Origin of the sequence: Chryseobacterium indologenes (assembly GCF_002025665.1) — a bacterium.
In the GTDB taxonomy this organism is placed as follows: Bacteria; Bacteroidota; Bacteroidia; order Flavobacteriales; family Weeksellaceae; genus Chryseobacterium; species Chryseobacterium metallicongregator.
This window is the reverse complement of the sequence record NZ_CP018786.1, coordinates 1,397,429-1,410,134: the sequence shown is the minus strand read 5'-3', so window position 1 is coordinate 1,410,134 and position 12,706 is coordinate 1,397,429. Positions and strand designations below refer to the sequence as shown.

The 12,706-nt window shown below is 36.6% G+C and carries 13 protein-coding genes; 11 read left to right on the top strand and 2 right to left on the bottom strand.

Translation table 11 applies throughout. The features are described 5' to 3' along the window. The first annotated feature begins 81 nt into the window (after positions 1-81). Complete coding sequence (locus BUE84_RS06420; protein WP_079240918.1) at positions 82-522, top strand: MarR family winged helix-turn-helix transcriptional regulator; 441 nt, start codon at positions 82-84, stop codon at positions 520-522. Positions 523-528: 6 nt separating this feature from the next. Continuing rightward, positions 529-2,946, top strand: a complete 2,418-nt coding sequence (locus tag BUE84_RS06415) for a TonB-dependent receptor (RefSeq protein WP_079240917.1) — start codon at positions 529-531, stop codon at positions 2,944-2,946. A gap of 147 nt (positions 2,947-3,093) precedes the next feature. Here BUE84_RS06415 and BUE84_RS06410 read toward each other — a convergent pair whose 3' ends face one another. After that, positions 3,094-5,367: a polyribonucleotide nucleotidyltransferase gene (locus BUE84_RS06410; RefSeq protein WP_034692249.1), complete on the bottom strand. Its 2,274-nt coding sequence runs from the start codon at positions 5,365-5,367 to the stop codon at positions 3,094-3,096. A 439-nt stretch (positions 5,368-5,806) separates the two neighbouring features. On the opposite strand from BUE84_RS06410, the gene BUE84_RS06405 reads away from it, so the two are divergent. Further along, the gene (locus tag BUE84_RS06405) at positions 5,807-7,228 is read left to right on the top strand and encodes a sugar MFS transporter (RefSeq protein ID WP_079240916.1); all 1,422 of its coding nucleotides are present in this window, start codon (positions 5,807-5,809) and stop codon (positions 7,226-7,228) included. Between the two features lie 125 nt (positions 7,229-7,353). Next, on the top strand, positions 7,354-7,713 hold the full coding sequence (locus BUE84_RS06400) for a DUF4260 domain-containing protein (protein WP_079243866.1): 360 nt from the start codon (positions 7,354-7,356) through the stop codon (positions 7,711-7,713). Positions 7,714-8,100: 387 nt separating this feature from the next. Here the strand turns inward: BUE84_RS06400 and rpsO are convergent, their stop codons facing one another. Further along, a complete protein-coding gene (gene rpsO / locus BUE84_RS06395; RefSeq protein ID WP_034692246.1) occupies positions 8,101-8,370 on the bottom strand; it encodes a 30S ribosomal protein S15 in 270 nt (89 codons plus the stop codon). A 173-nt stretch (positions 8,371-8,543) separates the two neighbouring features. On the opposite strand from rpsO, the gene BUE84_RS06390 reads away from it, so the two are divergent. The 7 genes from BUE84_RS06390 (at position 8,544) to BUE84_RS06380 (ending at position 12,706) form a co-directional block, all read left to right on the top strand. After that, a complete protein-coding gene (locus BUE84_RS06390) occupies positions 8,544-9,092 on the top strand; it encodes a pyruvate decarboxylase (protein ID WP_079240915.1) in 549 nt (182 codons plus the stop codon). A 239-nt stretch (positions 9,093-9,331) separates the two neighbouring features. Further along, a complete protein-coding gene (locus tag BUE84_RS24385; RefSeq protein ID WP_158521349.1) occupies positions 9,332-9,487 on the top strand; it encodes a bacteriocin-like protein in 156 nt (51 codons plus the stop codon). A 161-nt stretch (positions 9,488-9,648) separates the two neighbouring features. Continuing rightward, on the top strand, positions 9,649-9,789 hold the full coding sequence (locus BUE84_RS24380; protein WP_158521348.1) for a bacteriocin-like protein: 141 nt from the start codon (positions 9,649-9,651) through the stop codon (positions 9,787-9,789). A gap of 33 nt (positions 9,790-9,822) precedes the next feature. Then, positions 9,823-9,969 carry a bacteriocin-like protein gene (locus tag BUE84_RS24375; protein WP_156106370.1) on the top strand — a complete coding sequence of 49 codons (147 nt, stop codon included), beginning with the start codon at positions 9,823-9,825 and terminating at the stop codon, positions 9,967-9,969. Between the two features lie 151 nt (positions 9,970-10,120). Beyond that, positions 10,121-10,270: a bacteriocin-like protein gene (locus BUE84_RS24370; RefSeq protein WP_158521347.1), complete on the top strand. Its 150-nt coding sequence runs from the start codon at positions 10,121-10,123 to the stop codon at positions 10,268-10,270. 346 nt (positions 10,271-10,616) lie between these two features. Then, positions 10,617-11,939: a magnesium transporter gene (gene mgtE / locus BUE84_RS06385; protein WP_034692244.1), complete on the top strand. Its 1,323-nt coding sequence runs from the start codon at positions 10,617-10,619 to the stop codon at positions 11,937-11,939. A gap of 26 nt (positions 11,940-11,965) precedes the next feature. Next, positions 11,966-12,706: an ABC transporter substrate-binding protein gene (locus tag BUE84_RS06380; protein ID WP_079240914.1), complete on the top strand. Its 741-nt coding sequence runs from the start codon at positions 11,966-11,968 to the stop codon at positions 12,704-12,706.

Below are 12,706 nucleotides of genomic sequence, written 5' to 3'. Positions count from 1 at the left end.
AGGAATTGTAACAAAGTAAAATGATGATTTACTAATTAGTTGATATATCAATAATTGATACATCATTTTAAATCTGAAAATATGGAAAAATTAAATTCAATCATATTCTACAACATAGACAAAGCGATAAGAGCCTATAGAAACTATGCTCAGCGCCAGCTGAAAGTTCATGGTTACACGATCACTATTGATCAATGGCTTATCATCAAAGCGATTCTGGAAAACCCGGGAATTACCCAGAATGAAATTGGTGATCTTGTTTTTAAGGACAATGCTTCTGTCACGAGAATAATTGATTTAATGGTAAAATCCGAATACATTATCAGAAAAGTTCATCCTGAAGACCGAAGAAAAACCCAGCTGGAAGTGACAGATTCCGGGGTAAAAGTGATTAAAGAGGTTCAGAATATCGTAGAAAAGAACCGAAAAACAGCTTTAAAGGGCATCAGCAACAATGAACTGGAAGTGATGTATTCTGCTTTACTGAAAATTTCAGAAAACTGTCTCAACCCTAAAAAGTAAAACGTTATGACCAGAATATTCTCACTTATAATTGTCTGTATGCTGATGCTATTCAGCAGCAGGATTTCTGCCCAGCAGGCAATACAGAGTTTGACTTTGTCAGGAAATATCAAATCCGACAAAGCAGAGCAGATGGAGATCAATCTCTTTGACGCTGATCAGAAATTGATCAAAACAGAAATTGCTGATACCAATGGTAAGTTCAATTTTAATGATTTAAAAGAAGGAACTTATCAGGTAAAAATTAATAAAAACGGTACTGAGGTTTATCACTCAGAAAATATTTCATTAACCGAAAATAAGACCCTCAATCCCATTGACCTCAATGTAAAATCTATTGAAGGAGTTACCATTACGAAAACTAAACCTCTCATTGAAAGGCAGGATGGAAAAATGATCATGAACGTTGAAAACAGTATTGCCAGCACCGGAAATTCTGCTTTTGAAGTGTTGGAAAAGGCTCCGGGAGTGAACATTGATAACAATGACAATATCAGTCTTCGCGGAAAAGGAAATCTCTTAATTCAGATCGATGGCAAAAATACACCGATGACGGGAGCTGACCTTGCCAATTACCTGAAAGGAATCCCCTCTTCCACTATTGAAAAGATTGAATTCATCACCAATCCTTCTTCAAAATATGATGCTGCAGGATCTGCAATTATTAATATTAAACTTAAAAAAGAGCAGCGAAGAGGAACTAATGGAAGTATTTCCAGCTCTTTAGGATCAGGGAAATATGTGAAAAACAATAACAGTTTCAGTATTAATCACAGGAATAAAAACATCAATATTTTCGGAAATTACAGCTTTGCTTACAGGGAAGCTTATAATGGATTGGTGCTTGACAGAAATTTTTATGAAGCAAATACCTTTAAAAAAGCTTATGTACAGGACAATTATCTGAAATTCAAATTCAACAGCCATGTGGCCAAAGCAGGAATGGATTATTATCTGAATGACAAAAATGTACTTGGATTTTCCGTGGGACTGGTTTCCAACAAATTCAATGTGAACGGTGATAATTCCAATGTGACACTGGGCAGCAACTATCTTCCGGAAAGTACATTCACAACGGTCAACAGATCGAATGACCGCTGGACCAATGTTTCATTCAATCTTAATCATAAATATACGATTGATTCGTTGGGTTCTGATATTTCTACCGATTTTGACTACATTAACTACACTAATTCTTCTTTGCAGAGCTTTGATACCAGAACGCATGAAATTGCCAGTAACACAGATAATCTCGACATTATTAAAGGTGATATGGATGGAAAACTCAATATCTATTCTTTAAAGTCTGATCTTACAAAAAACTTCAGCAACGACTGGAAGCTGGAAAGCGGAGTAAAAACCAGTTTTGTAAAGACAGACAACGATCTGAAGTTCTTCAATGCGAGTTCTGGTGTTCCTATTCCGGATCTTGGAAAAACCAATCATTTTATTTATGAAGAAAACATCAATGCAGTGTACGGAAATGTATCAAAAAAATGGGAAAAATTTAAAGTAACAGGTGGTTTAAGGCTTGAAAACACGAATGTAAAAGGAACTCAGATTACCACTAACCAGATCAACAAGAGAAATTATACCCAATTGTTTCCAAGCGCTGTTTTGAGCTATGATCTGACAGAAAAAAGTAATCTTGAAATCAATTTCAGCAGAAGAATTACAAGACCTAGCTACAACCAGCTCAATCCTTTTAAATTCTATCTGGATCCTACCACTCTGAAAGCCGGAAATCCTGATCTGAACCCACAAATCACGATGAATTACGAATTAACGTATAGTCTGAGTAATAAATATTTCGCCACATTAAGCTACAGCAGGAATTCTGACAACATTACAGATATCTTAAAACCCATAACAGAAAACGGACAGATCGTAACTGTACAGACTATTGAAAACCTTAATTCTGCTTCTTATTTTGGATTAAACCTGATTGCTCCGGTGAAGGTGACCAAATGGTGGGATATGAACAACAGTGCCAATTTCTACTATGGTTCATACACCGGAAATGTCTCCGGAACGCAGATTAATAACCAGGGAAATTTTACGTTCAGTATCAACAGTATCAATTCCTTTAAACTGGGAAATGGTTTCACTGCTGAACTTACCGGAAATTACAAAGCCAGAGAAGTCTATGCCTATCTGAATATGAGCCCCAACTGGTACCTGAATATCGGAGCACAGAAGAAGTTTAAAAACAACAGTGTATTGAAACTTTCCTTCACAGATGTTTTCTTTACCAGCAATATTAAAGGACAGACGGTTTATAATGATTATTTAGAAAACTTTGCAGTAAAAAGAGATACACGCGTAGCAACGCTCTCATATACCTATAATTTTGGTTCTTCCAAAAACGGACAGCCCAGAAAAACAGGCGGTGCTGAGGACCTGAAACAGAGAGTGGGAACGTAATAACGTCATTGGAAGCTGAAGATGAAGCAGTCTCACTTTTGAATTTAAATAATAAGATTATTGCTTCAATGCTCTGCATTTTGCAATGAGATACAAAGCAAAAATCCCTCAAATTGAGGGATTTTTTATATTTAAGAATGAATCTTATTAAGCTTCGTTAGATGGAGTTTGGTTTTCCACTGGTTTTTCGCTTTGTGGCTTTTCACCTTGTGGTTTCTGTCCTTCAGGTCTTCTTTGTCCCTCTGGTCTTCCTTGTCCTTCTGGTCTTCTCTGCCCTTCTGGTCTACCTTGTCCTTCCGGTCTTGGAGGTCTTGGTAAAAGAACTTTACGGGAAAGTTTCATTTTCTTACGGTCATCGTAACCCATGAACTTCACTTCTACCTCATCACCTTCTGCATAAGGAACTTTGTCTAAACGAGCCCACTCAATTTCAGAAATGTGAAGAAGTCCTTCTGTTCCTTTAGCAATCGCTACGAATGCACCAAAGTCCATTACTTTCACTACTTTACCTTTGTAAACTTCACCTATAACCGGTACGAAAGTAATTTCATTGATTCTTGCAATAGCAGCATTGATCTTCTCTCTGTCTGTACCAGAAATTTCGATACGTCCGATTTCTCCCATCTCTTCGATAGCAATAACCGTATCAGTATCTTTCTGTAACTGTTGGATAATTTTTCCTCCAGGCCCGATTACAGCTCCAATGAAGTCTTTTGGAATCTCCATTACTACCATTTTCGGAGCGTGAGGCTTCACGTCTGCTCTTGGCTGAGAAATAGTTTCCGTGATTTTGTTCAGGATATGTAATCTTCCGTCTTTAGCCTGCATCAAAGCTTTCTCCATGATATCCATAGAAAGTCCCTGGATTTTGATGTCCATCTGACAAGCTGTGATACCGTCTGCAGTACCTGTTACTTTGAAGTCCATATCTCCAAGGTGATCTTCATCTCCTAAGATATCAGAAAGTACAGTGAATTTACCTGATTTTGTATCAGTGATCAGACCCATTGCAATCCCTGAAACAGGTTTTGTGATCTGAACCCCTGCATCCATCAATGCTAATGTACCAGCACAAACTGTTGCCATTGAAGAAGAACCGTTAGATTCTAAGATATCGGAAACAATTCTGATTGTATATGGATTTTCTGCTGGAATTACTGCTGTTAAAGCTCTTTGAGCTAAGTTTCCGTGTCCTACTTCTCTTCTTGAAGTACCTCTTAAAGGTCTTGCTTCACCTGTAGAGAATGGAGGGAAGTTATAGTGTAAGAAGAATCTTTCGTCGTGTTGTGTGATTACGCTGTCGATCATGTTCGCATCTTTCACAGAACCTAAAGTTACCGCTGTCAGAGACTGAGTTTCTCCTCTTGTGAAAACTGCAGAACCGTGAGCTCCCGGAAGGTAATCAATTTCTGACCAGATTGGACGGATCGTTTGAGGATCACGACCATCAAGACGGATATTGTCTTCAAGAATCATCTGACGCATCGCTTCTTTCTCTACGTCATGGTAATATACTTTAACGAAAGGAGTTACTCTGGCCAATTCCTCTTCATTTTCAGCATATTGTGCTAAGAAATCTGCAAGAACTGCTTTGAATTTTTCTCCTCTTTCTTCTTTGTTAGATGGAGTTTTTGCTACTTCATATACTTTATCATAGCACTCTTTCCATACTTTTTCACGAATTTCTTCATCGTGATCTTCGTGGCTGTATTCTCTTTTAGGGAAAGATTTTCCTACTTTTTCAGCTAATCTCTCCTGAGCTTCGATCTGTTTTTTGATCTCAGCGTGAGCGAAGTTGATTGCTTCAAGCATTTCCTGCTCAGAGATCTCCTTCATTTCTCCTTCTACCATTACGATGGAGTCTTTAGTAGCTCCAACCATAATGTCGATATCTGATTTTAATAAATTCTCATAACTTGGGTTAACAGCCAATTGTCCGTCAATTCTTACTACTCTTGCTTCAGACATTGGTCCGTTGAAAGGAATATCTGTAATTGCAATAGCTGCAGAAGCTGCCAAACCTGCCAATGCTTCAGGCATTACTTCTTTATCGTAAGAAATTAATGAGATCATCACCTGTACTTCCGCGTGGAAATCTTCAGGGAAAAGAGGACGTAATACTCTGTCCACTAATCTCATTGTAAGCACTTCATCATCAGATGGTTTTGCTTCTCTACGGAAGAAATTTCCAGGAATTCTTCCACCTGCGTAGAATTTTTCTCTGTAATCTACCGTTAATGGTAAAAAGTCTACACCAGGATTGGCTTCTTTATTGGCTACAACAGTTGCTAAAAGCATTGTTCCGCCACATTTCACCACTACAGATCCGTCAGCCTGCTTAGCCAGCTTTCCCGTTTCGATAGTGATTTCCCTGCCGTCTGCAAGGATAATCGTTTCTGTAAACGCTTGAGGTATACTCATAAATTTGCTTCTTTATACTCCGTATTGAGTATGATTAATATTTAAACTCTTTAAATTTTCGTTTGCAAAGGTACTATATAATAATGATATATTAAATTTTTCGATTGCTTTAATAGGCATTTAAAATACAAAAAATTGGCTATCAATTGATGAAAGTTTGAAAATTTATACCAGTAATCTAAACTTATTCATCATTTCTGAAAACAAAAAAGCATTTTTTTGAGGATAATGTATTGAAAAATCCTGTCGTTTTTGTATTATTGTCTCAAAAAATGAAAATAAAACTTTAAACGGAAAAAAGTATCTGTTTCATTTTAAAAATTATTAAAATTATTGCAAACCAATAGGCTGATCCCTATATTTGCCCTACTTCACCAATTACAATGCTGTAGGCTAAAAAAAGTTAAGGAACTATCCTTATCCAGATAAATAAATGTTTATGATTAATAAAGAAGTACAATCTCAAAGCAGGAATTATACGGTTCCGTTGATTACCATCACCCTGCTGTTTTTTATGTGGGGATTCATCACCTGTATGAATGATATCCTGATCCCGTATCTGAAACAACTTTTCAATCTTACCTTTTTCGAATCCATGCTGGTACAGTTCTGTTTCTTCGGAGCTTACTTTATCGGATCACTGATTTATTTTATGATTTCCATTACGAAAGGAGATCCTATCAATAAATTAGGTTATAAGAAGGGAATTCTGTTCGGAATTTTTCTGGCAGCATTCGGCTGCGTTCTGTTTTATCCGGCAGCTACGTTTTCATATTATCCTCTGTTTCTGGGAGCTTTGTTTATTTTAGGACTCGGCTTTACAGTACTGCAGATTACAGCCAACGCTTATGTTTCCTTGCTGGGAAGTGAAGAATCTGCTTCCAGCCGACTGAACATGACTCAGGCATTCAATGCATTCGGAACCACCATTGCTCCGGTACTGGGAGGTCATCTTATTTTTGAATTTTTCTCTTCTCCGGACGGATCATTCAGTGCGGTGGCAACAAGAATTCCTTACCTTATTTTTGCAGGGATTCTTTTACTGGTTGCTTTATTGATTTCCAGAGTTAAACTTCCTTCATTCCAGATGGGTGAAGAAGAAATTGTGAAAGGTTGGGGAGCACTTGAATTCAGCCACCTGAAATTCGGAGTATTTGCCATGTTTTGCTATGTAGGAGGAGAAGTTGCCGTAGGAAGTTTTATCATCAGTTTCCTGGAGCAGCCACAGATAATGGGCTTTAATGAGATCATCAGTAAAAATTACCTTTCCTTATATTGGGGAGGAGCGATGATTGGCCGTTTTCTTGGAGCTATTTCTTTAAATCAATCAATAAGCCAAAGTAAAAAGGCAGTTTATATGCTGGGAGCAGCCGCTGCTGTTTTCCTTGTGATTTTCAGTATTGTTAATCTTACTTTCAGTCAGATCAGCTTTTTCATTGTGTTTATCATACTTAATTTTATTGCCTTTTTCGTGGGTAAAGCAGCTCCGGCAAGAACATTATCCATCTTCGCAGCAATTAATGTTATTCTATTAATTTCTGCAATGGTGAATCATGGTGAGCTGGCGATGTACAGTATTTTAGGAATCGGAATTTTCAACTCTATTATGTTCTCTAATATTTACACACTGGCTATTTCAGGACTGGGTAAATATACAAGCCAGGGATCTTCTTTAGTGGTAATGGCGATTCTGGGAGGAGCTATTGTTCCGATATTCCAGGGATATCTTGCAGATCAGTTCGGAGTACAGCATTCATTTATTATTCCTGTATTCTGCTATTTGGTTATTCTTATATTTGGAGCTTACTGTACCAAATATTTAGGTCATGTAGAAACTACAGAAACTAAATCAGGGCATTAAAATCAAATTCAATCAAAATGTATAAGGCGGAATATCTCAAAGGTATTCCGCTTTCTTTTTTCCAATCTAAAAATGTAACTTTTCGTCAGAAAAAGGAACTTATTTTACAGACTAACTCAATTATTATGAAAATACAGTTAAAGCTTGAATATACCGCATTTCTACTGTTAGGTATATATGCTTTTGCACAAACAGGATATTCCTGGTGGTGGTTTGCCGGATTATTTCTTGTTCCGGATATTTCTATGCTGGGATATATAGTTAATACAAAAGTTGGAGCTTTTTGTTATAATCTCTTCCACCATTTCGGAGTAGCTGTCATTGTTTATTTTGCAGGAACAGCCTTGTCTCTGCCCTATTTACAAATGATCGGGGCTATTCTCTTTTCTCACTCTGCGTTTGACAGGATTCTGGGTTACGGTTTGAAGTATCCGGATAGTTTTCAGAATACGCATTTGGGGAAGATTGGGAAGAAGGCTGAATAGTGATGTTGTGAACCACCCCGTCAAAAATTCTTTGAATTTTCGCCACCCCTCCGAGGGAGGGAATTATAACGTCTTTAGTTGTGATGTTGGTCAGGATTGGAGTTTTTGTTGAGGCTTTTCTTGTTGGTTTAATACGGCTGGATTCCTACGGAATGACACAATTGGCGTATTGGTCTATCCATACAGTTTGCCATTCCGTAGGAATCTAAATACTCTTTTATCATCACATGAAATTCTAAGACTTTAAGAAATTTAAGTGTTCTTCTCAACCATTTCGTATTTTCTAAAAAAACTTTTGTGGCTTTTGTGATTAAAAATCCCCTGTTGTGTAAAAACAAAAAAGCAACCTCTTTCGAAGTTGCTTTTTATTTTGAAAATCTTTATAGATTATTTTCTTAAACCTAGTTCAGCAATAATTGCTCTATATCTTGCGATATCTTTGTTTTTAAGGTAATCTAATAAACTTTTTCTCTTACCTACCAATTTCACTAGAGATCTCTCTGTGTTGAAATCGTGACGATTAGCCTTTAGGTGTTGAGATAAGTGGTTGATTCTGAAAGTGAAAAGAGCGATTTGTCCTTCAGCACTTCCTGTGTCTTGTGCAGATTTTCCGTGTTTTGCGAAAATTTCCTGCTTTTTGTCTGTTGTTAAGTACATTCCAATATTGTTTAATGATTATTATGTAACGGGTGCAAAATTACGACTATTTTTTGATTCTGCAAACATTATTGATTTCATATATCAATTTTGATAGAAAAAAATGTTAAAAATTTCTTAATAATTTATATGCAATCCAACGAAAAGGCAGTAATTTTGCATTCGAATTACAAATGAAAAAAATTATATTCTTTACAGCGGTTACTACTTTTTTATTCATCGGACTTACTTCGGTAAAAGCCCAGAAAAGTGCTGATGATAAAATAAAAAAAGTTCTTTACTTCAATCCTGAGGTAGAGCCTGATATCGATGAAATAAAAGATCCTACCAACAACGCTTTTTTTGATGCCGTTACCGATAATTTCAGTAATAGAAAAAATAAAATGCTCAGGGCTGAAGTTCAGGTTCCCTTCGACAGTATAGATAAGCAAACTATCGCAGATTACTGTCTGAACAATGATGCAGATTTTGCTATTGTTTCCAAAGTGAGATATTTCAAAGTAGGATTTGGCAAGTATGTTTTCTCCAATCAGGTGGTTGTGAGTATGAAGCTCTTTGGTTCTGACGGAACTCTTGTCACCGAAACCGATCATGATACTTACCGGAAAAATATGCGCCTGCTGGGTTCTACAACCAACTCTGTTAAAATAGGAACCGAAGGAGCGATAAAAGGAATCATCAAAAAACTGAGAAAACTGAAACCGACAGAAGCAGAGCTTTAAGGTTTAAAGTTCTGGGTTTAAGGTTGGAATATACAGCCTTTTATCATCAATGGTCAATTTTGCTTCGCAAGTCAATGGTGAATTTTTCTTCATGCAGCTACCAAAATAAATTCATAATTCATAATTCATAATTCATAATTCATAATTCTTTTATAGATTTTAGCTTGTAGTATATCTTTATGTATACCAATGATTTGAAAGCTTTCATTAGTTTAGTTTTATCTTAAATCTAAATTATTATGAAAAAATCAAATCTTAAAAAACTGAGCAGAGAAAGCCAGAAAGAAATTCTGGGAAGTATCATCCGTCTTCAAAAATGTCAATATCATTTCGAATGTCCTGGCGGTTCATGCTGTCACAGAGTATGTGTTGCTTATGCATGTCCTGAATTATAAATATTTTCATGTTAAACAAAGCACTTGTTCACCCTTCTGAACAGGTGCTTTATTATTCAAAATACACTATAAACAACTGATTAACAATTAAATATTTTCACCAAACAAGGATTTATTAAATATTTTTTACTATTTTAGACCAACATTAAAACCAAAATCTCATGAAAAATCTAAAGAAACTCAGCAGAGAAAAAGCAAAACAAATTAATGGAGGATCTATGGAAAGATGCAGCGAAACTAATCCGTGTCCCGTTGGATGGTGCTGTTTTGGAATCTGCTCCCCTTTCATCTGCCTTGAATAAAAGATAAAACTAAACCGTATAAAATCAAAATTTATGAAAAATCTAAAAAAACTCAGCAGACAAGTACAAAAGGAAATTAAAGGCAGCGGACCTTTCAAAAGATGTACAGAACATTACGAATGTCCGGGCGGATCATGTTGTCACAACATTTGTGTTGTCAATCCATGTCCTCTGGAATAATATATGATCATTACAGACACCTGCATTAGTAGGTGTTTTTATTTAAAACATAAATAAAACATTGATTCATAGTAAAATATTTTCACTCGTAAATGAATAATATAGAAATATTTACTATTTTAGTCTGACATTAAATCCAAACTATAACGCTATGAAAAATCTAAAAAAACTCAGCAGAGAAGCCGCCAAACAAATCAATGGCGGTATAGGACCATTCAGATGCAGCATCACAAGACCTTGCTCTGTGGGATACTGCTGTAATGGAGAATGCCTTGATCATGACTGTCCGATAGAGCCTTAATCTTACTATATTTGATTACCATGAAAAATTCAAATCTTAAGAAGCTCAACAGGCTGGAACAAAAAAACATTAAAGGAAGCGGAATAAAAAAGTGTGGTGACAACTCAGATTGCGGCCCATATCAATGCTGTACAAACGCTGTCTGCATATACATTCCTACTTCAGAATGCGAACCAATATAAAGAATATTGGAATTTAAAATTTAATTTTTATACATCCGTTTCGGCGGGTGTTTTTTTTACCCTTATACTGAAGCACTAAACTTTAATTAATCCTTAATTTTGCCACTTTATTGCTCAGTCTTAAAAATTTGAATTATTTTTGCATATCCAAAAAATTTCACGTTTTGAATTCTAGAGACGAACTTATCTTCAACCCTGCCGATATTGCCGAAACTCTCAGCGAACTTCCTGCTGACGAGAGGCTGCTCGCGTTTCTGAAGGTTCCGAAAGAATACAAAGCAGAAGTTTTTTCGCACCTTGACCCTGATTTTCAAGAGGATACCATCAGAAGTATCGGAAGCGATGAAGTTTCCGAAATTCTGAATGCCATGACTCCGGATGACAGAACTGCTCTTTTCGAGGATTTTCCGGATGAGCTGATTAAGTATTCCATCAACCACCTTAATCCGCAGGAAAGAAGAATTGCTTTAAAACTTCTTGGATACAATTCGGATTCGATTGCCCGTCTGATGACACCTTATTATATCCAGATCCGTAAGGAATGGACGGTAAAAAGATGTCTTCAACAGATCAAAAAGGTAGGAAAAAGAGTGGAAACCATGAACTACCTGTATGTGGTGGATGAAAGAAACCGCTTAATTGATGACCTTGCCATTGGAACTTTACTGCTGGAAGAGGAAGATACTTTGGTTTCCGACATCACAGATAATCATTTCGTGGCGATTACGACAACTACGTCCAAAGAAGACGCGGTAACCTATTTCGAAAAATATGACCGTGGCGCTCTTCCTATTATTACGGAAGCCGGTGTTCTGGTAGGAATCGTAACTATTGATGATATTCTCGATCAGATTGAACAGCAGAACACGGAAGATATTCAGAAGTTCGGGGGATTGGAAGCATTAGATCTTCCTTACATCCAAACTTCATGGACAGAGATGATCAAAAAAAGGGCGACCTGGCTGATCATTCTATTTGTTTCGGAAATGCTGACAGCTTCTGCGATGGGATATTTCGATAAAGAAATTGAAAAAGCAGTTGTTCTCGCACTATTTGTTCCATTGATTATTTCCAGTGGAGGAAATTCCGGATCACAGGCAGCAACATTGATTATCCGTGCAATGGCTCTTCAGGAAATCAGTCTGAAAGATTGGTGGTATGTCATGAAAAAAGAAATTATTTCCGGATTATGTCTGGGGGCAATCTTAGGAGTCATCGGATTTATACGAATTATGCTTTGGCAGCAGATTGGTCTTTTTGATTATGGCCAATATTGGGTATATGTCGGATTAAGTGTTTCGGTCTCTTTAATTGCCATTGTATTATGGGGAACGTTATCTGGTTCTATGATTCCGTTTGTTTTAAAGAAATTAAACCTTGACCCTGCTACCTCTTCTGCTCCATTTGTAGCAACATTGGTGGATGTTACGGGACTTATTATCTATTTTACCGTAGCCGGACTTTTCTTAACCGGAAAACTTTTGTAATTTTAGGCATCATCTAACATGCCAATATGAAAATCGTTTCACTTGTCCCCTCTATTACTGAGGCTTTATTTGACCTTGGACTGACCGAAAATGAAGTCGTAGGAAGAACAAAATTCTGTATTCATCCTCAGGACAAAATAAAAAATGTAGCCGTAATCGGAGGAACTAAGAATATCAATATTGAGAAGATTAAAGCATTACAGCCAGATCTTATTCTTGCCAACAAAGAAGAGAACGTAAAAGATCAGGTAGAAGCTCTGATGAATGACTTTAAAGTAACAGTAACCAATATTGATACGATTGAGGATAATTATTACCTGCTTAAAAATCTCGGAAAACTTTTCGGAAAGGAAGACAGAGCACAGCTTTTCAATCTTAAAATTTATGATGTTCTGAATCAGGCCAAACTGGAAGCACCGGTAAAAGCCGCTTATCTTATCTGGAAAAATCCTTATATGACCATTGGTTCAGACACTTTCATTCACAGGATTCTGTCAGAAATTGGTTTTGAAAATATTTTCAAGAACAAAACCCGTTATCCACAAATTATCACTGAAGATCTGGCTGATGCCGATGTCATTATGCTTTCCTCTGAACCTTTTCCGTTTAAAGAGAAACATATTGAGGAACTCCAGGTTTTCTATCCTGACAAAAAGATAATGATTGTAGATGGTGAAGCCTTTTCCTGGTATGGAACTCATATTGCCAAATGCGAGAATTATTTTAAAGAACTTCTCACAGAAATTCATTCAATGCAGCAAAGTTAG

Excerpts from the sequence above, each read along its gene's own strand:
- BUE84_RS06420 (WP_079240918.1), top strand. The coding sequence starts at position 82 with ATGGAAAAATTAAATTCAATCATATTCTACAACATAGACAAAGCGATA.
- BUE84_RS06415 (WP_079240917.1), top strand. The coding sequence starts at position 529 with ATGACCAGAATATTCTCACTTATAATTGTCTGTATGCTGATGCTATTC.
- BUE84_RS06410 (WP_034692249.1), bottom strand. The coding sequence starts at position 5,367 with ATGAGTATACCTCAAGCGTTTACAGAAACGATTATCCTTGCAGACGGC.
- BUE84_RS06405 (WP_079240916.1), top strand. The coding sequence starts at position 5,807 with ATGATTAATAAAGAAGTACAATCTCAAAGCAGGAATTATACGGTTCCG.
- BUE84_RS06400 (WP_079243866.1), top strand. The coding sequence starts at position 7,354 with ATGAAAATACAGTTAAAGCTTGAATATACCGCATTTCTACTGTTAGGT.
- rpsO (WP_034692246.1), bottom strand. The coding sequence starts at position 8,370 with ATGTACTTAACAACAGACAAAAAGCAGGAAATTTTCGCAAAACACGGA.
- BUE84_RS06390 (WP_079240915.1), top strand. The coding sequence starts at position 8,544 with ATGAAAAAAATTATATTCTTTACAGCGGTTACTACTTTTTTATTCATC.
- BUE84_RS24385 (WP_158521349.1), top strand. The coding sequence starts at position 9,332 with ATGAAAAAATCAAATCTTAAAAAACTGAGCAGAGAAAGCCAGAAAGAA.
- BUE84_RS24380 (WP_158521348.1), top strand. The coding sequence starts at position 9,649 with ATGAAAAATCTAAAGAAACTCAGCAGAGAAAAAGCAAAACAAATTAAT.
- BUE84_RS24375 (WP_156106370.1), top strand. The coding sequence starts at position 9,823 with ATGAAAAATCTAAAAAAACTCAGCAGACAAGTACAAAAGGAAATTAAA.
- BUE84_RS24370 (WP_158521347.1), top strand. The coding sequence starts at position 10,121 with ATGAAAAATCTAAAAAAACTCAGCAGAGAAGCCGCCAAACAAATCAAT.
- BUE84_RS06380 (WP_079240914.1), top strand. The coding sequence starts at position 11,966 with ATGAAAATCGTTTCACTTGTCCCCTCTATTACTGAGGCTTTATTTGAC.